The following is a 20,594-nucleotide window of genomic DNA, read 5'->3' as shown; positions in this document are numbered from 1 at the left end:
CGCGAAATGCTTCTGCTTACCTGTACTCGCCACAACATCGCAGCGGAATTGCATCGACTCCGGCTCGCCCCCAATCGCCTTCGGCACCTTCCCCGCAAACGGGGAAAGGGTTTTCAAAGCCAATCCCTCCACGGCAACGCCGGATCGCCCAAGGCGATGAAATCGCCGTTCAACAACGTCTCCCGCCGGTTGTATTCGAACGCCCGCCCATCCGGCGCCAACAACGCCCCGCCCGCCGCCTCCAGCACGCACTGCGCCGCCGCCGTATCCCACTCCGAAGTCGGCCCGAAGCGCGGATACACATCCAGCCCGCCCTCGGCGATCCGGCAGAACTTCAACGACGAACCCAGCCCGACGATTTCGGTATCGCCCATCCGCGCCAGCACGCTTTCGGTGCGCAGGTCGCGATGCGACCGGCTGGCGGCCACCCGCAACGGCGACAGCGCCGGCCGGCGCGTCTGCAGCGCGACTTCGGCATCGCCATCGCGGCGGAACGCACCGCCACCCTGCGTCGCGTGCCACAACGCACCGCCGACCGGCGCCTGCACCACGCCGAATACCGGACGGTGTCCGTGGATCAGGGCGATGTTCACGGTGAACTCGCCGTTGCGCTTGACGAATTCGCGGGTGCCGTCGAGCGGATCGACCAGCCAGTAGGTCGACCATTCGCGCCGTGCGATCCATGGAATGTCCGACGCCTCTTCCGACAACACCGGCCACTGCGGCGTCAATGCCAGCAGGCCATCGACGATGATCCGGTGCGACGCCAGGTCGGCCTGGGTCAGCGGACTGGCGTCGGCTTTGTGTTCGACGTCGAAAGCCTGCGCATACACCTGCAGGATCGCGTCGCCGGCGGCGCGGGCGATGCCGATCGCCGCTTCGCGCAGGGTTTCGTCGACGCGGATCATGCCTGCTTCCCCAGCCATTCGCGGGCGATGAACAGCGCGGCCAGCGAGCGGCCTTCGGAAAAATCGTCCAGCAGCATCAGTTCATCCAGCCTGTCGAGCTTCCATGGCACTACCTCGAGTTCTTCCGGCTCGTCGCCGACCAGTCGCTCGGGATACAGGTCGCGCGCCAGCACCAGCCACGACTGGTGGCTCATGTAGGTCGGGTTGAGGGTCAGCGCGCGCAGCACGTCGAGGCGACGCGCGCCATAACCGGCTTCTTCCTTCAGCTCGCGGTCGGCCGCCTGCTCGGGCGTTTCGCCGGCATCGATGCGGCCTTTCACCAACCCCAGCTCGTAGCGCAACGTGCCCGCCGCGTATTCGCGCACCAGCAGCACGGTGTCGTCGTCGAGCATCGGCACCACCACCACTGCGCCATGGCCGCCGGCGACCAGGCGGTGGTACAGGCGGCGCTCGCCGTTGCTGAACTCCAGGTCGAGTTCTTCGACATTGCGGTCTTCTGCACGCCGGCGGGTGCCGTGGATGATCGGCGGGGTGCGGCTCATGCGCGCCTGCCGGTGCGGCGGCGGCACGCGGCCGATATCATGGGGGGATGCGAACGGAAGAACATGCGCCTCGAATCGTAGCAGAGGCCGGCGTCGCGGATGCGTGGCGCATGCGCGACCTGGCCGTGCTGTGGCACCCCTGCACGCAGATGCGCGAACACCCCGACACCCTGCCGCTGGTGCCCATCGAACGCGGCGACGGCGCGTGGCTGCACGGTTACGACGGGCGCCGCTACCTGGATGCGGTCAGCAGCTGGTGGACCAACCTGTTCGGCCACGCCGAGCCGCGCATCGCCGCGGCCATCGCGCGGCAGGCGCAGACCCTGGAACAGGTGATCCTGGCCGGCTTCAGCCATGCGCCAGCGGTGGAACTGGCCGAGAAATTGCTGGCCATCGCCCCCCGCCAGCCGGGCCGTGCACCGCTGGCCAAGGTGTTCTACGCCGACAACGGCTCGGCTGGGGTCGAGGTCGCGCTGAAGATGGCCTTCCACTGGTTCCGCAACCGCGGCGAGGACCGGCGCACGAAATTCATCGCGCTGGAAAACGGCTACCACGGCGAAACCATTGGCGCGCTATCGGTCGGCGACATCCCCCTGTACCGCCGCGTGTACGCGCCGCTGCTGGCCGAAGCGCTGTTCGCGCCGTCGCCGGATGCCTACCTGGCGCGCGCCGGCGAAAGCGACGAGGCTTGCGCGTTGCGCGCCGCCGACGGGCTGGCCGACCTGTTCGACCGCCATGCCGGCGAAGTCTGCGCGCTGATCCTGGAACCGCGCGTGCAATGCGCCGGCGGCATGCGCATGCACCACCCCGCCTACCTGCGCCGCGTGCGCGAACTGTGCGATGCGCATGGCGTGTTCCTGATCGCCGACGAGATCGCGGTCGGCTTCGGCCGCACCGGCACGATGTTCGCGTGCGAGCAGAGCGGCGTGCAGCCGGACCTGCTGTGCCTGTCGAAGGGCCTGACCGGCGGTTTCATGCCGCTGGCCGCGGTGCTGGCGACACAGGTGCTGTACGACGGCTTCCTCGACGATTCGCGCGAACGCGCCTTCCTGCATTCGCACAGCTACACCGGTAATCCGCTGGCCTGCGCTGCGGCGCTGGCTTCGCTGTCGATCTTCGAATCCGACGACGTGCTCGCGCGCAATCGCGACACCGCCCGGAAGATGGGTGCGCTGGCGACACAGGTGGGTGCGCACCGGCACGTCGCCAACGTGCGCCAGGCCGGGATGATCGCCGCCTTCGAACTCACGCGCGACGGGGAAAAGGCAACGCCGTTCGATTCGGCTTCGCGTGTCGGCCTGCGGGCCTACCGCGCGGCGCTGGCGCGCGGCGTGGTGCTGCGCCCGCTCGGCGACGTGCTGTACTGGATGCCGCCGTACTGCATCGACGACGCGCAACTGGCGCTGCTGGCGGACACCACGGCCGCGGCGATCGAGGAAGCCACCGCATGATCCCGCCAACCTGCGATTCCGGCCTTGCTGTTGCCCCCTTTGAAAAAGGGGGTGGGCCGCGCAGCGGACCGGGGGATTTGCTTTTGCCTTGGCTGTTGCGTTCAGTGCAGAAGCAAATCCCCCCTGCCCCCCTTTTTCAAAGAGGGGTATTCCACGCCCCTTTTCCTGGGGATGGCATATGCGCCTGACCCGCTGCTTCGTCGAAGTGCCCTTGAAACCGGGCACGCGCATCGTCTTGCCGGAATCCGCGGCGGCGCACCTGACCCGCGTGCTGCGCCTGCGCGAAGGCGACGCCTGCGTGCTGTTCAATGGCGATGGCCGCGATCACCCGGCGACCCTGGTCGCGGTCGGCAAGCGCGAGGTCGTTGCCGAGGTTTCCGCCTCGGCGGCCGTCGCAAACGAATCGCCGCTGCGCATCGTCCTGCTGCAGGGCGTGGCGCGCGGCGAAAAGATGGACCTGATCCTGCAGAAGGCGACCGAGCTGGGCGTGTCCGCCATCGTGCCGGTGAATTCGGAACGCAGCGAAGTGAAGCTGGACGCCGAACGCGCGGAAAAACGCGTCGCCCATTGGCGCAGCGTCGTCGTTTCCGCCTGCGAGCAGAGCGGACGCGCGACGGTGCCGGCGGTCGCCGCTCCGGCCGCACTCGCCGATGCCGCGCGCAAGGTCGACACGACGCTGAAACTGACCCTCGATCCGGAGGGCGAACATGCGCTGGCTTCCCTGTCCGCGCCTTCCCCGGCGTCCGTGACCATCGCCATCGGCCCGGAGGGCGGCTGGTCGCCGCGCGACCGCGAACTGCTGCGCATGGCGGGCTTCAGCGGCCTGCGCCTCGGCCCGCGCGTCTTGCGCACCGAAACCGCTGGACTGGCCGCCATCGCCGCATTGCAGGCGCGCTTCGGCGATCTGTAGATCGGGGTAACGCCCCGATCTACAGCGCTGCAATCAGCTCCAGTTCGCCAGTTCGCGTGCGCTGATCCTGCCGTCGCGATCCTGGTCGATCAGCTTGAATTGCCGGACCAGCGCGGCGTCTCCCGCCGCTTCCTGCGGGCTGAGCATGCCGTCGCCATCCTTGTCCATGCCGGCGATCCGCGACTGGAACGGCGCAAGCCCGGATTCCGCCGTCTGGCCCCAGCGCACGGTCACCGGGCCTTGCGAGGTCTGCAGTTGGGTCGTGTGCGGCAATGCCGCTTCCTGCGCGCCTGCCGTGCCGATTGCGAGCAATGCCGCCAACGCGACGGCAGGGGAATTTCGCATCGAATCGTTCATGTCGAACCTCCACGCATGGGTGGAGCTGAAAGGCTGGCAGCGCGGTCGAAAATCGATGATGAATCGGCCGGTATCGAGCGAGGAGCGTGCAGCCGCGATTCAGTCCGCGAGTTGGGAGGCCCTCAAATCTCAGGGATCGATGCGGACCGGCGTGCCCAACGGCACCAATCGCCAGATTTCCTCGATTTCCGCGTTGCTCACCGCCACGCAACCTTCGGTCCAGTCGCGCGATTCGCCGGGCGGCGTGCCGCCATGGATCATGATGTCGCCACCGGGATCGACGCCGCGCGCCCGCGCCTGGCGCAGGTCGTCGGCGTTCGGGTACGACACGCGCAGCGACAGGTGGAAGCGACTGGCGGCATTGCGATAGCTGATCGCGTACTCGCCTTCCGGCGTGCGCTGGTCGCCCTGCTCGCGCTTCGGTCCGGTCGGAACGCCTCCCAGGCGAACGCGGTAGCTGCGGATGACGCGACCGTCGCGCAACAACTCCATCTTGCGCGCTGCCTTGTACACGCGGATGGCGTCGGCACGCTGCGCTTCGGGGGCCAGCTCGGGCGGGAACTTCGCCGCCGCATCGGTCGCGAACAGCGCCAGCAGCATGGCCGCCGCGCGATGCAACCGGCCGGGCCGCGCGCTCATTCGACCAGGGCCACGGGCACGCCTGCGCGCAACGTGTTGTGCACTTCCGCCACGGCGTCGGTATGGCGGATCAGGTCGGCCACGGTCGCGGCGTCGGCGGGCGAATCGACACGCACGCGATAGCGGATGTCGCTCGCGGCCAGGCCGACGCCGGCGAAGCGCGCGCTGGCATCCACTTCGACGCCATCGATGGCGACGCCAAGCCGCGCGGCTTCGCGATACAGGTCCTTGCAGTAGCACGTGGCCAGCGCCAGCATCAGCAATTCGCCGCCGTTGACCGCGGAACCCGTGGCATCGGCCTTGGCGGGAATCGGCAACGCGCGGCTGGCGTCGCCGGTGCGGACCACCGCTTCATGGCCGGCAGAGGAATGGCGTACCGAGGCGGAAATCTGCATCGCGGCGGGCGGATCGCGCCGGCTCGTGCCGGCACGGTGGATGTTGCCGCGCTTACGCCGCCTGCGCCAGCGCGGCGCCGATCTTCGCTTCGACGTTGTCCAGATCGGGCAGCAAGGCGGCTTCATCACCAAGCAGCACGCGCATCTGCACGCCGGCCGGCAACTCTTCCTCGGCGGCGTCGGCGAGCAGGCCGTCGCGCAACACCGTGGTCAGTCGCGGGAAGCCCTGCGCCAGCAGCGCGAAGTACGGCAGTTCGGCGTTGCCGCCAAGCGCCTTCAGCACGACCACGCGGCTGTTGGCCCGCGCGGCTTCATCGGCCAGGCCGACCAGCGGCGCGAACGACACCAGCGGCACCTGCCAGCCATGCCATTCGAAACGGCCGAGCAGCCAGGACGGTGCGTTCTCCACCGGCGCGGGGCGGACCCAGGCCAGCACCTCGGCGACGTTGGCATTGGGCAGCAGCAGGCGGCCGGCGGCGGTCTGCACCAGCACGCTGCGGATTTCGTCTTTGGTATAGGCCACGATGGTTCCTCAGGCTTGCGCGCTCAGGCGCCACGCCAGTGCGGCGGGCGCGGCGGCATCGCCGCCCAGCGCGAGCAGGGCCCGCGCCGCGGCGTCGTCGAAACAGGTCTCCGGCGATTGCGCGACCAGGGTCGCGCCGCCCAGCGCCCACACCGCCGCGGCTTCGGCCTGGGCGGTTTCGCACCCGCTCAACAGCAACACCGTGCTGCCCGTGGGCGGCACGCTGGTGAAATCGTCGTCGCCCTGCGCGAAGTGCAGCGTGCCGTCGTCGGCCGTCGCGATGGTGCCCTCGGGCAACAGGTAGGCGCGGCCTGGCAACGCCATCCCGCCCCGCTCCGCCAGTTGCACCGGCAGCGCGGAAGTGCGCGACAGCTGGCGCAGCAGGTGGTCGTAATGGCCGCCGTACAGGCGCTGGCGGATCAGCACCGGCTGGTGGAAATCGGAAGGCAACGCGCCCAGCAGCTGGCGCAGCGCGTCGGGGCCGCCCATGCCGGCCAGCACCAGCACCACGCCGGCGAACGGCTTGGCCGGCTTGGTCGCTTCGGCTATCTCGGCCACGTGGATCGTGTCGGTCGCATCGGCCGTGTCGGCCGCCGGCATCATCCAGCTGCCGATGCAGGCCTCGACCGTCTCGACCGCCAGGTCCTGCGGCGCGGCCGCACGCGGCGGCAGCACGTCGTCGCGGCGATGCAGCTTGGCCATGACGTGGCGCAGCCAGCGCGCGTTTTCCCAGGCATCGCGGCGCAGGACCAGTTCGGCCTCTTCGTAGATCGCCAGCACCGAGTCGTCGAACAGCACGTCGTCGAAGCCGGACAACCTGGCTTCGATCGCCGAATCCAGCGCCACCAGCACCGCCTGCGGCGCGGCGCGGCGCAACGTCTCCGGATCGAGCTGCCGCGGGTCGCCCGCCAGCACCAGTTCGGTGCCGGCCGCGCGCAGTGCGTCGCGCAAGGCGTCCTGCACCTCGCCCTGGCGGGCCAGCAGGGCCACGCGCACGCCTTGCGCGATGGCGGACGAAGACGTGGAATCGCGCGTTTGCGGGTTATTCGCGTGCACGGGCCAGCCCCAACAGGTCGTAGACGTTGCGCATCAGGTCGGGCTCCTGGTACGGCTTGCCCATGTAGCGCTCGACGCCGATGTCGAAGGCGCGCTGGCGATGCTTGTCGCCGGTGCGCGAGGTGATCATCACGATGGGCACGTTGCGCAGGCGCGGATCCGCCTTCATGCGCGTGGCCAATTCGTAGCCGTCCATGCGCGGCATTTCGATGTCGAGCAGGAGCAGGTCCGGCACGCGTTCGGCCAGCCGTTCCAGCGCATCGACGCCATCGCGCGCGGCCACCACTTCGAGGTTGTGGCGCTCCAGCACGCGGCCGGTGACCTTGCGCATGGTCAGCGAATCGTCGACCACCATCACCAGCGGGACCTGGCGTTCTTCGACCGGGACCACCTGCGGCGGCAGCTGCGGCTGCGCGGCATGGCGGCGCACCAGCGGGGCCAGGTCGAGGATCAGGGCGATGCGGCCGTCGCCGAGGATGGTGGCGCCGTAGATGCCCGGTATCGAGGCGATCTGCGGGCCGACCGCCTTGACCACGATCTCGCGGCTGCCCAGCACCTGGTCCACCGCGATCGCGGCGCGCAACTGGCCGGCGCGGACCAGCAGCAGCGGCAGCTGGTCCTGGCCTTCGCCACGCGCGTGCGCCTGGCCGACCAGGCCGCCGAGTTCGTGCAGCGCGTAGTCTTCGCCGCCGTAACGGTACGGCGCGTCGGCGTTGTTCTCAAGGCGCTCGCGGGAGATGCGGCCGACGCCCTGCAGCGCAGCCACCGGCACCGCGAAAAAGGTATCGCCGACCTGCACCAGCACCGCCTGGGTCACCGCAAGGGTCTGCGGCAGGCGCAGGGTGAAACGGGTGCCTTCGCCCGGCGCGGTGGCGATGTCGACGGTGCCGCCGAGTTGGCGCACCTCGTTGCGCACCACGTCCATGCCGACGCCGCGGCCGGCGAGGCGGCTGACCGTATCCGCGGTGGAGAAGCCCGATTCGAAGATCAGCGCGTCGAGGTCGGCATCGGCGGGGGTTTCGCCTTCGGCGAGCAGGCCGCGGTCGACCGCGCGCTTGCGGATCGCTTCGCGGTCGAGGCCGGCGCCGTCGTCGCCGACCTGCAGCACCACTTCCGAACCTTCGCGCAGCAGGCTGAGGGTGACGTTGCCCTGCGCCGGCTTGCCGGCGGCGACGCGCGCCTCGGCGCTTTCCAGGCCGTGGGCGACCGCGTTGCGCAGCATGTGTTCCAGCGGCGCGGTCATGCGTTGCAGCACGCTGCGGTCGAGTTCGCCGTGGGCCCCGTCGAGGTGGAATTCGACCGCCTTGCCGGCATCCTCGGCGGCCTGGCGCACCACCCGGCGCAAGCGCGGCGCCAGGGTGTCGAACGGCAGCATGCGCGTGCGCATCAGGCCGTCCTGCAGTTCCGAGCTCACCCGCGACTGCTGGTGCAGCAACGCGTCGTACTGGCGCGCGAGGTCGTCGAGCACGCCCTGCAGGCTGGTCAAGTCGGCTGCGGATTCGGACAGCGCACGGCTGAGCTGTTGCAGGGTGGAGAAGCGATCCAGTTCCAGCGGATCGAAGGCGGGGTCGCCCTGGTCCTGCTCGCGCTGGTAGCGGGCGACGATCTGCGCTTCGGTTTCGATGTCGAGGCGGCGCAGCTGGTCGCGCAAACGCGCGTTGGTCTGCTCCATTTCGCCCATCGCGTTGCGGAACGCGCCGAGCTGCTGTTCGAGGTGGGCACGGTAGATCGCCACTTCGCCGGCGTGGTTGACCAGGCGGTCGAGCAGGTCGGCGCGCACGCGCACCTGCTCCTGCACCAGCGGCTGCGGCAGGTCGTCGTCGTCGCCGGGGCTCCAGGTTTCGATCGGCGCCGACAGCGGCCTCAGTTCGCGCGGCGCGTGGGCCTGCGGGGCGACGCCTTCGTCGACCACGGTTTCCTCGGCATCTTCCGCGGACTGCGGCATCCGGCGCGCGCGCTGGTCGAACTCGTCGATCAGCGCCTGCGGCAGGCCGATGGCGCGGCGCGCGGCGACGCGGGTCAACATGGCGTGCAGGCGGTCGAAGCCGCGTTCCAGCAACGGCACGTCGCCGGGCTGCAATTCGCCCTGGTGCACCGCCACCTGGAGGACCGATTCGATGGCGTGGCCGAGCTCGCCGACCGCGTACAGGCCGGACATGCGCGCACCGCCCTTCAGCGTGTGCAGGTCGCGCTGCAGCCCGATCAGGCGCTCGCGGTCTTCCGCCCCGCCGTCGAGCTGGGCGAGCAGGCCGTCGGCGTGGTCGAGCAGGTCGGTGCCTTCCTCGATGAACACGTCGACCAGTTCCGGGTCGTGTTCGCCCAGGTCCAGCGGTAGGTCCGGATCCTCGGCGGCGGCGGGCAGGCGCGAACCGATCCGTGCGCCCGGCGCGGGCGCTTCGGCTTCCGGAACGATTTCGCGCGCGGCCGCTTCGATCTCGGCGTCGAGGATCGCTTCGCTGGCCTCGTCGCCGGCGAATTCCGCTTCGTTCAGTTCGACCGGCTGCGGTTCGGGATTCTCGATCTCGTCTTCGCCCGGCTGGTTGCCACCGGACACCAGGGCCTCGACCGCCAACGCTTCCAGTTCGAGTTCGTCCGGAATGTCGGTATGCGCACCGACTTCCACCGGCTCGCCTTCTACCGTCGTCTGCGCGCCGTCCGGCAGCGAAGTCTCGAATGCGGGGTCGAGCGGCATCAGCTCCAGCAGCGACGCCGGGGTGCCGGCTTCGCCATCGGCAGTGCCTTCCCCGGCCACCGCTTCGCCCGCGGCATGCGTGGTCGGCGTGGACGCGGAACGTGCGCTCGGCGGTTCCGGCGCGTGGCCGGTGCGCACGTAGGTCATGCCGAAATTGAAGAAGGTCTCCGCCCGGTAACCGGACGGCGGCACGAAATCGTCGACGACGATTTCCGCGTCAGCGGTTCCACCCATGGCCGTCGCCGGCTCGTCGGCAGCCGCTTCCGCCGCGACCTCGGAATCTTCCCCTGCAGTCGCGGGCGTTTCCACGGCTTCGCCCGCGTACTCGCTGGCTGGCGCGGCAGGCTCTTCGACCGCGATCTCCTCGGTCCCGTCGACGTCGGGCGCTTCGTCGGCGATCCATTCGGCGCTGGGCGCTTCGACAGAAATTTCTTCGACGACCGGTGCTTCGATGGCGATTTCTTCGATGACTGGCGCTTCGACAGCAATCTCTTCGACCACCGGCGTTTCCACGGCGATCTCTTCGACATCGACCTCGTCGGCGACCGGCGCCACAGTGGCCTCGTTGCCGACATCCGCATCGACGGCCTCGGCGGCGGTTTCGTCCTCCCCGACTTCGTCCAGCGACATCGGCGGGGCGATCGACGGCAAGCCATCGAAGAAGGCCTCCCGCGCCCGCGCGGTTTCCGCGTCTTCATCGTCGGAGACGTCGATCGGCCTGGCCGCCGGAACCGGCAACTCGTCGCGCAGGGCGGTGAGTTGCGCGGCCAGCTCGGTGAACACGGGGACCCGCGGTTGTTCTTCGTGCAACGCGGCCAAGGCGCGGCGCACGGCATCGGCGGTCTGCGCGATGGCGGCGACGCCGGCATCGCTGGCCGGCAGGTCGGCGGCCAGCAGGCGCTTGACGTAGCCCTCGGCCGGCAGCGTCACCTCGGTGATCTCCGGCACTTCGGTCATCGCGAAGGCGCCGTTGATGGTGTGCATGGCCCGCAACAGGCGCTCATCCGCGCGCAGGCCGTTGCCGAGCACGTCGCCCAGCCAGCGTTCGACCGTGGCCAGGTGATTGCTGATTTCCGAGTCGAGGATTTCCAGCAGCACGGCGTCGACCGAAGCCGGGGTGCCTTGCGGCGCCTCCTCGACCACGGGTGCCGGCGCCGGCACGACCTCGATGCTGGTCGCGCCGCGATGGAAAGCTTCCTCGCCGGCGGCGACGCGATCGGCCACCGCTTCGATGCCGGCCAGGTCGGTCTGCACCGTGCCCTGCCCGCGCAACGCATCGCGCAATTGCGGCAGCGCGCGGTGCGCCGTGGCGACCAGCTCGATCACCGCCGCGCTGGGCGGGCGGCTGCCGTCGAGCACGCGGTTCAGCGCGTTTTCGATCTTCCAGCTGAATTCGCCGAGGACGGTGGCGCCGACCAGGCGGCCGCTGCCCTTCAGGGTATGGAACACGCGGCGGATCGGCCGCAGTTGTTCGAGTTCTTCCGGCGCCGCGCGCCAGGCGGGCAGCAAGGTGTCGAGGTTGGCGATTTCCTCGCCGAACTCCTCGATGAACACTTCGCGGATTTCGTCGTCGATGTCCTCGCCACGCGCCTGGAAGCCGGTGTCCTGCGGCGCGGCCGCGACAGCGCTTTCCTCGGCTGCGATCGGGGCCTCGATGGGAACCTCGACCGGCGCTTCGACCGGTTCGACCGCGGATTCCTGCGCCGCCGGTGCGTCCTCGACGACGGCGGGTTCCGATTCCGTCGCATCCTCGTGCGTTTCCTCAACGACCAATGCCGGCACGGCGACCTGCGGTTCTTCTTCCTCGTCCGCGAAGGCGTCGGCCGGAGGCGGCCACGCGCCCAGCGCTTCGAGGCTGGAACGGGCGATGTCGAGGATGTGGTCGCGATGCGGACGCTGGTCGTGCACCGCTTCCAGGTAGTACTCGAGGCTGCTGAGCGCGTCGGCCAGGTGATCGAGCTGGCGGGGGCCGGGTACGCGCCGGTGCCGCAGCAGCTCGTCGCGGATGTAGGCGCGCAAAGCGCCGAGGCAGTTGCTGGCTTCGGACAGCTCCAGCATGCGCAGGGCGCCGCCGACTTCGCGCAACAGCCGCGGCAACTGTTCCAGTTGCGCATGGTCCCAGCCGGTCTCGATGAAGGCGACGAACAGGCGCCGCGCCTCGGCCAGGTTGAGCAGGGCCTCGTTGGCCAGCACGCCGAGCAGCGCGCGCGATTCGTTGCGCCGCGCCAGTTCGGCATCGTCCTCGTCGCCGACCGCGCCGAGTCGGTTGGCCTGTTCGTCGACCGCGGCGTCGACGCGCAGCAGCGCGCCGGCGATGTCGAGCAAGGTATCCTCGTTGGCCGGGCGTTCGCCGGCGGCGATTTGCGCCAGCGCGTCGCGCTGGGCCAGCACGCCGTCGCGCGCGGCCTGCAGGCCGAGCAGTTGCAGGGTGTCGGCGACGCCGCTGAGCGTCTCCACCTGCGGCTGCAGCTGTTCCGGCTGCTGGCGCGCGCCGCGCAGGTACAGGTCCATCTCGTCCTTGACCTGCAACAGCTCTTCCTTGACCGCGCTGCCGACGCTGTCCAGCAACGCGCGGTTGCGCCCGCTGAGGCTGCCGCGGGCGTGGTCGAGCTCGGCTTCGCTGTGCTCGCCCGCGTCGCTGCCGAGCAGCGCATGTTCGCCCAGCCCGGCCGCGCCGCGCGCGGCGCGCAGGTCGTTGAGCAGCGGCAGCAGCACGATCGGAATGTCGCGGTGGCCGCTCTGCAGGCGCTCCAGGTAGTCGGGCAGCAACACGGTGCCGCGCATCAGCGTGGTGCTGGCTTCGGCGGCGTGTTCGACCTGGCCGTCGCGCAGGGCCTGGGCCAGGCGCTCCATTTCCTCGGCGACCATCGCCGGCGCCGCCAGTTCCAGCATGCGCAGGGTGCCGTGGGCCTGGTGCAGCAGGTCGACGCAGGCGTCGAGGCTGCCGGCGTCGTCGGGCTGTTCGGCGTGCTGTTCCAGCGCGATCCGCGACTGGCGCAGGATCTCGTCCAGCTCGGGTTTCACCCAGCCGAGGGTGGCGTGGCTGATGGCTTCGCGGAGGACGCTCATGCCGCGCTCCGCTGGGCTGCCGTGTCGTGGGAAGGGCGCATTCGGCGTCGTCTCACTGCGGCAGCTTGAAGTCGGCGACCGAGCGGCGCAGGTCGGCGGCGAGCTGGGCCAGGCGGCCGATCGACTCGGCGGTGTGGCCCGCGCCCTGCGAGGTCTGCGCGGTGATCTGCTGGATGACGCCCATCGTCCGGGTGATGTCGCCCGCGGCGGCCGACTGCTGCTGGGCCGCGCCGGAGATGTTGCGGATCAAGGCGTTGAGGTCCTGCGACACGCGTTCGATTTCGCCCAGCGCGGTGCCGGCGTCCTCGGCCAGGCGCGCACCGGACACCACTTCGGCGGTGGTCTGCTCCATCGAGCCGACCGCGGCGTTGGTGTCGGACTGAATGGCCTGCACCAGCGCCTCGATGCGATGGGTCGCGCCGGAGGTGCGTTCGGCGAGGCGCTGCACTTCGTCGGCGACGACCGCGAAACCGCGACCGGCCTCGCCCGCCGAAGCCGCCTGCATCGCCGCGTTCAGCGCGAGGATGTTGGTCTGCTCGGAAATGTCGTTGATCAGTTCCACGATCGAGCCGATTTCCTGCGACGACTCGCCCAGCCGCTTGATCCGCTTCGAGGTTTCCTGGATCTGGTCGCGGATCGAATCCATGCCCTGGATGGTCTTGCGCACCACGCTGGCGCCCTGCGCGGCGATCTGCACCGAACGCTGGGCCACGTCGGCCGATTCGGTGGAGTTGCGCGACACCTGGTCGATGCTGCCGGCGATTTCGCGGATGCGGTTGGAAGCCGAATCGATTTCCGAAGCCTGGTGCTGCGCGGCCTCGGCCAGCTGCAGCGCGGTGGCCTGGGTTTCCTGCGACGAGGCGGACACCTTCACCGAGGTGTCGTTGATCGTGGCCACCAGGCGGCGCAGTTCGTCGATGGTGGCGTTGATGGCGTCGGCGATGGCACCGGTGACGTCCTCGGTGACGCTGGCGTTGACGGTCAGGTCGCCTTCGCCGAGGGTCACGATTTCGTCGAGCAGGCGCTGAATCGCCTGCTGGTTGCGGCTGTTGAACTCCACCTGCGCCTGGTAGCGCGTGTCCTGCTCGCGCTGACGGCTGCGGTACAGGCTCCACAGCAGGCCGCCGATCGACAGCAGCAGCACGGTGCCGGAGACCACCGAAATCCAGAAATTGGGGAACCAGCGGGTGTCGCGCACCGAACCGAACGACGACAGTGCATCGAACACGCGCTTGCTGTCGTCCTGCAGCTTGTCCGCGCCCGCGGCCAGGCCACGCGCCGCCGCCTGCGCGGCGAACAGGTTGCGCGCACTGCCCTGGATCGCGAGCAGGTTGCCGCTCATGGCCTTCCATTCGACTTCGGCCTGGTCGAGCGCGGCCAGCGCCGGGCCGTTGCGCAACGCGGCGACGCCCAGTTCGGCGTTGCCGTTGCGCAGGCCTTCGAGGACCTGGCCGAACAGCGCCGCATCGCGGCGCAGCGCGTCGCCGGCCAGCGCGGTGTTGCTGCCGCCGGCGCGGATGTCCGACAGGCGCCGCGCCATCGAGGCGGACAGCACCACTTCGCGCAACGCGATGTAGACCTGCGACGAAGGCGAACCGCTGGTCGACATCGCGCGCACCAGTTCGTCCAGGCGCGCCTGCAGCTGCGGCACGCGCGCGTTGAACGCATCGGCCTGGCTGGCCAGCGCGCGCAGCGCGGGTTCGCCGGCGACCAGCTGTTCGGCGTTCTTGCCCAGCGGCGTCCAGGTCGCGACCAGTTGCTTGATCGGGTCGGACACGCCCACTTCGTTGCCGTAGCGGCTCTGCAGGCTGGAGATATTGCTCTCGATTTCCGCCTTGGAACGCTTGAATGCCTCGAACGCCGCGGCGTCGCCGCCGGCGGCCGTGTCCGCCTGCACCGCCAACTGCTGCGACAGCACGCGCAAGTCCGAAGCGCCGGCGCTGGCGCCCGCCAGGCGGCTGCCCTGCCAGGTGGCCACACCGGTGTTGGCGGCGAACAGCACCACCGACAAGCCCAGCAGCACCAGCCAGAAGGCGGTGCCGGCATTGCGCAGCCTGTCGAGGAAGCCGGTGTTGGAAGCGGTACTCATGCGCTGCGGTTCCGTATTTCGTGGTCGGGTCAGGCGGCGGCCTGACGGAATTCAGGGGTGCGGGTCAGGCGGTCCAGGTCGAACACGCCCCAGATCTGCTCGCCGGTGCGATAGGCGTTGTCGATGAAATGCGCGTAGCGCCCCTGGTCGGATCCTTCGATCGGGGCTTCGTTGTGTTCGTCGAAGCTGCGCTGCCCGTACAGTTCGTCGATCAGCACGGCCACGTCGCCGCCGGACTGGCGCACCACCAGCACGCGCTGGCCTTCGTGCAGCACGCTGCGCTCGCCTTCGAGGAACAGCTTCAGGTCCACCACCGGCAGCAGGTTGCCGCGCAGGTTGCCCACGCCCAGCAGCCAGGCCTGCGCGCCGGGCACCGGGGTCACCGCCGGCACCGGCACGATCTCGACCACGTCGGCGAAACGCGACACCAGCCGGCGCGTGCCGATCCGGTAGGCCACGCCGCGCCAGATGTTGTCCGTCGCGGCGGCCTGCGTCGGCGCCGCCACCGCGTGGCCCAGGCTGCGCCGTTCGTATTCCGCCAGGATGTCGAACGGCCCGCGCATCAGCCGGCTCCCACCAGCTCGTTGATCCGCGCGATCAGCGCGTCTTCCTGCGGCGGCTTGACGAAGTAGTCCGCCGCGCCCTGGCGCAGGCCCCAGTTGCGGTCGGTGTCCATGCCCTTGGTGCTGACGATGACCACCGGAATGCCGCTGGTCTCCGGGTCGCGGCGCATCGCGCGCAGCGCCTGGAAACCGCTCATGCCGGGCAGGACCACGTCCAGCAGCACCAGGTCGGGGTGGTATTCGCGGGCCATGTCCAGCCCGTCCTCGGCGTTGCTCGCCATCAGGGCTTCGTGGCCATGCCGTTGCAGCAACTGCGCGAACACCGCGCGGTCGGTGGGTGAGTCTTCGATCAGGAGGATGCGCGCCATGTTCTTCTTCAGGCGTTGACGTGGTTGCGGATGGCGCCGAGCAGCTCCTCGCGGGTGAACGGCTTGGTCAGGTATTGCTGCGAGCCGACGATGCGGCCGCGGGCCTTGTCGAACAGGCCATCCTTGGATGACAGCATGATGACCGGCACGTCCTTGAACTCGGAATTGCCCTTGATCAGCGCACAGGTCTGGTAGCCGTCCAGGCGCGGCATCATGATGTCGACGAAAATGATTTGCGGATGCTGGTCGGCGATCTTGGCCAACGCCTCGAAACCGTCGGTGGCGGTGACCACCTCGCAGCCTTCGCGGCGCAGCAACGTCTCCGCGGTGCGGCGGATGGTCTTGGAATCGTCGATGACCATGACCCTCAGGCCGCCGAACACGCCGGCCGGGTTCTCGTTATTCATAAGTTTTTCCCCTGCACGCGGCGGCAGACTCCCGCGGTGCGAAGCTTCCTATATCCCAGTCTGTGAGAACCCTGTCAAGTTCCGGCGCAAACTGAACGCGGCGATGCGACCTGCGTCGCATTACCGCCCTGCTAACATCTGCGGGCACAAAAACACGCGGAACACGCACGCATGCCATTCGACGTCCTCGTGGTGATGGACCCCATCGCCGCGATCAAGATCGCCAAGGACACCACCTTCGCCATGCTGCTGGAAGCCCAGCGCCGCGGCCACCGCCTGTACTACGTCCGCCCCGGCGGGCTGGCCCTGCGCGGCGGCGAGGCGGTGGCCACGGCGGCCCCCCTGACGGTGAAGGAGGACAAGGCCGGCTGGTACACGCTGGGCGAGTTCGCCGAATGGCGCTTCGGCCCCGGCCAGGTCGTGCTGATGCGCAAGGATCCACCGGTCGACGGCGAATACCTGTACGACACCCATGTCCTCGGCATCGCCCAGCAGGCTGGTGCGCTGGTGGTCAACGACCCGCAGGGCCTGCGCGACTTCAACGAGAAGCTGGCCGCGCTGCTGTTCCCGCAATGCTGCCCCCCGACCCTGGTCAGCCGCGACCCCGCCGCGCTGAAGGTCTTCGTCCACGAACACGGCGAGGCGGTGCTGAAACCGCTCGACGGCATGGGCGGGCGCTCGATCTTCCGGGTCAAGGCCGGCGACCCGAACACCAACGTGATCCTCGAGACCCTGGTCGGGCCGGGCCACCTGACCCTGGCCCAGCGCTTCATCCCCGGGATCAAGGACGGCGACAAGCGCGTGCTGCTGGTCGATGGCGAACCGGTCGACTACGCGCTGGCGCGGATCCCGCAGGGCGACGAATTCCGCGGCAACCTGGCCGCCGGCGGCCGCGGCGAGGGCCGCCCGCTGAGCGAACGCGACCGCTGGATCGCCGCCCAGGTCGGGCCCGAGATGAAACGCCGCGGCATGCTGTTCGTCGGCCTCGACGTGATCGGCGACTACCTGACCGAAGTCAACGTCACCAGCCCGACCTGCGTGCGCGAACTCGATGCGCAGTTCGGCCTGAACATCGCCGGCCTGCTGTTCGACGCGATCGAACGCAAGCTCGCGGCCTGAAGTGGCGGCCGTCGCGCCCGCATCGGCCCGGCCGGGCGAAAGCGCTCGCCTCGGCGCCACCCTGGCGCTGTCGCTGATCGTGCACGGGCTGCTGGTGCTGGGCGTCGGCTACACCTTGGCCGACGCCGCGCCGGTGCTGCCGACCCTGGACGTGGTGCTGGCGCAGACGCCGACGCCGCTGACCCCGAAGCAGGCCGACTTCCTCGCCGCGGCCAACCAGCAGGGCGGCGGCGACAGCGACTTCGCCAAGCGCCCGCGCGACGACCGACCCGGCAAGCTGTCGCCCGATCCGTCCGGCACCGCGCCACTGCCGCCGCAGGTGGCCGTTCCCGCCGCCACGCCTCCGCCGCAAACCCGCATCGTCAGCACCCGCGAGGCGGACGCCAGCGTGCCGCCCGCCGAGACGCGCCCGCCCACCGAGCCGACACCGCCGCAGGTCGATCCGCGCAAGGAGCGGCACGACGCGGAAATGACCCGGCTCGCGGCGGAGTACCACCTGCGTTCGGAGCTGTACGCCAAGCGGCCGAAGCGCAAGTTCGTCTCCGCCAGCACGCGCGAATACGTGTACGCCGAATACCTGCGCGAATGGGTCGCGCGCGCCGAGCGCGTGGGCAACCTCAACTATCCCGACGAAGCGCGACGCAAGCGCCTGGCCGGGCAGCTGGTGATCAGCGTCGCCGTGCGCCGCAACGGTTCGGTGGAACAGACCCGGATCATCCAGTCCAGTGGCATCCCGCTGCTCGATTCCACCGCACTGCGCATCGTCAGGCTGGCCGCGCCGTTCCCGCCGCTGCCGAAGACCGACGAGAACATCGACATCCTGCACATCACCCGCACCTGGCAATTCCTGCCGGGCGGCGAAGTCGTCGACCAGTAATCCTTTCGAACGGGACCCGCAACTTGCATCGGCCCGCGCTGCGCGCGGAAGATAGGGGCATCCCTTCTTGCAGAGGCGATGCCATGCCACGCGCCCGTTCGTTCGTCCCCGCCCTGCTCTGCGTCGCCCTCGCCGGCGCGATTTCCGCCGTCGCCCAGGACACGCCGCTGACCCCGATGACGCCGGACATGTATCCGGCCTACAAGAAGGTCGAACAGGCGAACGACTACGTGCGCCGCGTGGAGATGGTCCCGATGCGCGACGGCACCAAGCTCTACACCGTCATCGTGTTCAGGAAAGGCACGAAGAACGGTCCGATCCTGCTCAGCCGCACCCCGTACAACGCTGCCAAGGCGACCCTGCGCATCCCCAGCACGCGCATCATCGACATCCTGCCGCTGATGGACGCCGAGTTCGTCAACGACGGCTACATCCGCGTCTACCAGGACATCCGCGGCCGCGACGGCAGCGAAGGCGCGTACGTGATGAACCGGCCGATCCGCGGCCCGCTCAATGACACCGGCATCGATGAATCGACCGACGCCTACGACACCATCGACTGGCTGGTGAAGCACGTCCCGGAAAGCAACGGCAAGGTCGGCATCACCGGTTCCAGCTATCTCGGCTTCACCTCGCTGATGGCGACGATCGACCCGCATCCGGCGCTGAAGGCCGCGGTGCCGCAAAGCCCGATGGTCGACGGCTGGCTCGGCGACGACTGGCTGCACAACGGCGCGTTCCGCGTGACCAACCTCGACTACATCACCGGGCAGACCACCGATGCCGGCAGCGGCGGCAGCGTGCCATCCGGCGGCAGCGACGATTACCTGAAATTCCTGCGCGCCGGTTCGGTCGGCGACTACGCGCGGCAGTGGGGCGTGGACAAGTTCCCGTTCTACCAGAAGCTCGCGCAGAACCCGGCCTACACGCCGTTCTGGTCGGAGCAGGCCGTGGACAGGTGGCTGGGCGCGCGTCCGCTGACGGTGCCGACGATGCTGGTGGTCGGCCAATGGGACCAGGAAGACAGCTATGGCGCACCGGCGGTGTACCAGGCGCTGAAGGACAAGCCCAACGCGAAGGACCGGCTGCACCTGGTCATCGGGCCGTGGCGGCACTCGGGGGTGAACTACCAGGGCGACAGCCTCGGCGCGCTGAAATTCCCCGGCGACACCGCGCTGGAATTCCGCACGCGCTACATGAAGCCGTTCCTCGACCATTACCTGAAGGGCGCGCCCGATCCGCGCATCGCTCCGGTGGTCACCTACCAGACCGGCGTCAACAAGTGGGATGCGTCGCAGCAGTGGCCGGCGGGCAAGCCGACGCCGCTTTATCTCAAGGCGAATGGATCGCTCGGTTTCGCCGCGCCAGCTTCGGGCGGCCATGACGAATACGTTTCCGATCCGTCCAAGCCGGTGCCGTTCGTGCCGCGCCCGGTGCATATGGGCGACCGCGCCGTGTGGACGACCTGGCTGGTGCACGACCAGCGCTTCGTCACCGATCGCCCGGACACCCTGGTCTACCTCAGCGAGCCGGTGGACAAGCCCGTGCACATCATGGGCGCGCCGCAGGTCGATCTGTACGCAGCCACCAGCGGCACCGACAGCGATTGGGTGGTAAAGCTGATCGATGTGTATCCGGACGACAACGGCTATACGCCTGAGATGTCGGGCTTCGAGTTGCCGGTCGGCATCGAGATCTTCCGCGGCCGCTATGCGCACGGTTTCGACAAGCCCGCCGCGCTGGTGCCGGGCAAGGTGGAGCGCTATCGCTTCGGCCTGCCGAACGTCGACCACACGATCCTGCCGGGCCACCGCATCATGGTGCAGGTGCAGTCGTCGCTGTTCCCGCTGTACGACCGCAACCCGCAAACCTTCGTGCCGAACATCTTCGACGCGAAACCGACGGACTACGTCAAGGCGACGCAGAGCGTGTATTACGGCGGGGACACGCCGAGCTCGGTGGTGTTGCCGGTGGCGGCGAACTGAGTCGCCCGGCCCGGTTGGCGGGCTGTTCCGGTCACCGGCCATGAGCAGGCGCCGCTCGCGCACGTAATGCCCAGATCAAGTTAGAGCGCGAAGCGGCGTCGGCATCAACGAACTGTCAGGCGCAGCCCCGTCGGCCTCGCCTACCGGGGCTGGGTGATGCACCAGCAGCAGCTACCGCCTGAACTAAGCCGAGCCGCGAAGCGGATTCGACTTGAATGAATTGTTGTGCCGCGACCGGCCGTTCCACAAGGCAGGTGCCAAGGCGAAGAATACAAGCGACAGCAGGTAAACACCGCCCGAAACCGGATCCCGGGATGCGATGTACTCGCCCGGGGAACGAGCCTCAAGGGAATAGGCCACCAGAAGCTCCGCGCCTACGAGCAGCGAGAGCGCAAGCAGGCCTGAGAGCAGACGGGCAAGGCGGCCAAGTCCAGGGTTGCGGCGTACCAGACGCTGGGACGCCCAAACAATGACGGCCAGCATGACCGGCATTTCAAGCAGCTCGGCGATGCGAACGCCGAAATGTGGCACCAGGAAGGGCAGTCGGACAAAGGCGAGAGCGAAGCCGGCGCCAAAGACAATCAGGAAGTAGATCAATGCGGCCTTCAATATACGCATGAACTTGCTCCGGTCCCAACGCCAAA

17 protein-coding genes and 2 pseudogenes are annotated in these 20,594 nt (G+C 69.1%); 5 read left to right on the top strand and 14 right to left on the bottom strand.

What is annotated here, in order from left to right; genetic code table 11:
- Nucleotides 1-113: 113 nt before the first annotated feature.
- Nucleotides 114-908 (bottom strand): 3'(2'),5'-bisphosphate nucleotidase CysQ, encoded by a 795-nt coding sequence (gene cysQ / locus J5837_RS09340; protein ID WP_210536487.1) that lies wholly within the window; start codon nucleotides 906-908, stop codon nucleotides 114-116.
- Nucleotides 905-1,450 carry an ADP compounds hydrolase NudE gene (nudE, locus tag J5837_RS09335; RefSeq protein WP_210536486.1) on the bottom strand — a complete coding sequence of 182 codons (546 nt, stop codon included), beginning with the start codon at nucleotides 1,448-1,450 and terminating at the stop codon, nucleotides 905-907. Before nudE ends, cysQ begins: the two co-directional genes overlap by 4 nt.
- 47 nt (nucleotides 1,451-1,497) lie before the next feature.
- Between nudE and bioA the strand changes: the two genes are divergently transcribed.
- Nucleotides 1,498-2,901 (top strand): adenosylmethionine--8-amino-7-oxononanoate transaminase, encoded by a 1,404-nt coding sequence (bioA, locus tag J5837_RS09330; RefSeq protein ID WP_210536485.1) that lies wholly within the window; start codon nucleotides 1,498-1,500, stop codon nucleotides 2,899-2,901.
- A 178-nt stretch (nucleotides 2,902-3,079) separates the two neighbouring features.
- On the top strand, nucleotides 3,080-3,811 hold the full coding sequence (locus J5837_RS09325) for a 16S rRNA (uracil(1498)-N(3))-methyltransferase (protein ID WP_210536484.1): 732 nt from the start codon (nucleotides 3,080-3,082) through the stop codon (nucleotides 3,809-3,811).
- 33 nt (nucleotides 3,812-3,844) lie between these two features.
- Here J5837_RS09325 and J5837_RS09320 read toward each other — a convergent pair whose 3' ends face one another.
- From J5837_RS09320 to pilG, 11 genes and pseudogenes are all read right to left on the bottom strand, one after another.
- Entirely contained in the window at nucleotides 3,845-4,168 is a 324-nt protein-coding gene (locus J5837_RS09320) for an EF-hand domain-containing protein (protein ID WP_210536483.1), read from the bottom strand.
- A 129-nt stretch (nucleotides 4,169-4,297) separates the two neighbouring features.
- A complete protein-coding gene (locus J5837_RS09315; protein WP_210536482.1) occupies nucleotides 4,298-4,807 on the bottom strand; it encodes a L,D-transpeptidase family protein in 510 nt (169 codons plus the stop codon).
- Nucleotides 4,804-5,202, bottom strand: a complete 399-nt coding sequence (locus J5837_RS09310) for an OsmC family protein (RefSeq protein WP_210536481.1) — start codon at nucleotides 5,200-5,202, stop codon at nucleotides 4,804-4,806. The genes J5837_RS09315 and J5837_RS09310 overlap by 4 nt, the downstream gene beginning before the upstream one ends.
- A gap of 52 nt (nucleotides 5,203-5,254) precedes the next feature.
- Nucleotides 5,255-5,725, bottom strand: coding sequence for a chemotaxis protein CheW (locus J5837_RS09305; RefSeq protein WP_210536480.1), 471 nt, complete (start codon nucleotides 5,723-5,725; stop codon nucleotides 5,255-5,257).
- A 9-nt stretch (nucleotides 5,726-5,734) separates the two neighbouring features.
- Nucleotides 5,735-6,781 carry a chemotaxis protein CheB gene (locus tag J5837_RS16570; protein ID WP_210536479.1) on the bottom strand — a complete coding sequence of 349 codons (1,047 nt, stop codon included), beginning with the start codon at nucleotides 6,779-6,781 and terminating at the stop codon, nucleotides 5,735-5,737.
- Nucleotides 6,768-9,374: pseudogene (locus J5837_RS16635) on the bottom strand (response regulator); the annotation flags it as partial. The gene J5837_RS16570 and the pseudogene J5837_RS16635, both read right to left, overlap by 14 nt.
- Before the next feature lie 1,398 nt (nucleotides 9,375-10,772).
- A pseudogene (locus tag J5837_RS16630) lies at nucleotides 10,773-12,542 on the bottom strand (Hpt domain-containing protein); the annotation flags it as partial.
- A 52-nt stretch (nucleotides 12,543-12,594) separates the two neighbouring features.
- Entirely contained in the window at nucleotides 12,595-14,631 is a 2,037-nt protein-coding gene (locus tag J5837_RS09290; RefSeq protein ID WP_210536477.1) for a methyl-accepting chemotaxis protein, read from the bottom strand.
- Between the two features lie 29 nt (nucleotides 14,632-14,660).
- A complete protein-coding gene (locus tag J5837_RS09285) occupies nucleotides 14,661-15,194 on the bottom strand; it encodes a chemotaxis protein CheW (protein WP_210536476.1) in 534 nt (177 codons plus the stop codon).
- Nucleotides 15,194-15,562, bottom strand: coding sequence for a response regulator (locus J5837_RS09280; protein WP_210536475.1), 369 nt, complete (start codon nucleotides 15,560-15,562; stop codon nucleotides 15,194-15,196). Before J5837_RS09280 ends, J5837_RS09285 begins: the two co-directional genes overlap by 1 nt.
- A gap of 8 nt (nucleotides 15,563-15,570) precedes the next feature.
- Entirely contained in the window at nucleotides 15,571-15,969 is a 399-nt protein-coding gene (gene pilG / locus J5837_RS09275; RefSeq protein WP_210536474.1) for a twitching motility response regulator PilG, read from the bottom strand.
- 171 nt (nucleotides 15,970-16,140) lie between these two features.
- Between pilG and gshB the strand changes: the two genes are divergently transcribed.
- The 3 genes from gshB to J5837_RS09260 all read left to right on the top strand — a co-directional run bounded on the left by gshB (nucleotide 16,141) and on the right by J5837_RS09260 (nucleotide 19,950).
- The gene (gene gshB / locus J5837_RS09270) at nucleotides 16,141-17,088 is read left to right on the top strand and encodes a glutathione synthase (RefSeq protein WP_210536473.1); all 948 of its coding nucleotides are present in this window, start codon (nucleotides 16,141-16,143) and stop codon (nucleotides 17,086-17,088) included.
- Nucleotide 17,089: 1 nt separating this feature from the next.
- The gene (locus tag J5837_RS09265) at nucleotides 17,090-17,965 is read left to right on the top strand and encodes an energy transducer TonB (protein WP_210536472.1); all 876 of its coding nucleotides are present in this window, start codon (nucleotides 17,090-17,092) and stop codon (nucleotides 17,963-17,965) included.
- An 83-nt stretch (nucleotides 17,966-18,048) separates the two neighbouring features.
- Entirely contained in the window at nucleotides 18,049-19,950 is a 1,902-nt protein-coding gene (locus J5837_RS09260; protein ID WP_244755853.1) for a CocE/NonD family hydrolase, read from the top strand.
- Between the two features lie 183 nt (nucleotides 19,951-20,133).
- Here the strand turns inward: J5837_RS09260 and J5837_RS09255 are convergent.
- A partial coding sequence (locus tag J5837_RS09255; protein ID WP_210536471.1) for a hypothetical protein occupies nucleotides 20,134-20,594 on the bottom strand: 461 nt, incomplete at its 5' end.

The sequence above is a fragment of the Pseudoxanthomonas helianthi genome (assembly GCF_017939625.1).
Taxonomy (GTDB): domain Bacteria; phylum Pseudomonadota; class Gammaproteobacteria; order Xanthomonadales; family Xanthomonadaceae; genus Pseudoxanthomonas_A; species Pseudoxanthomonas_A helianthi.
This window is presented reverse-complemented; position numbering and strand designations above follow the sequence as displayed.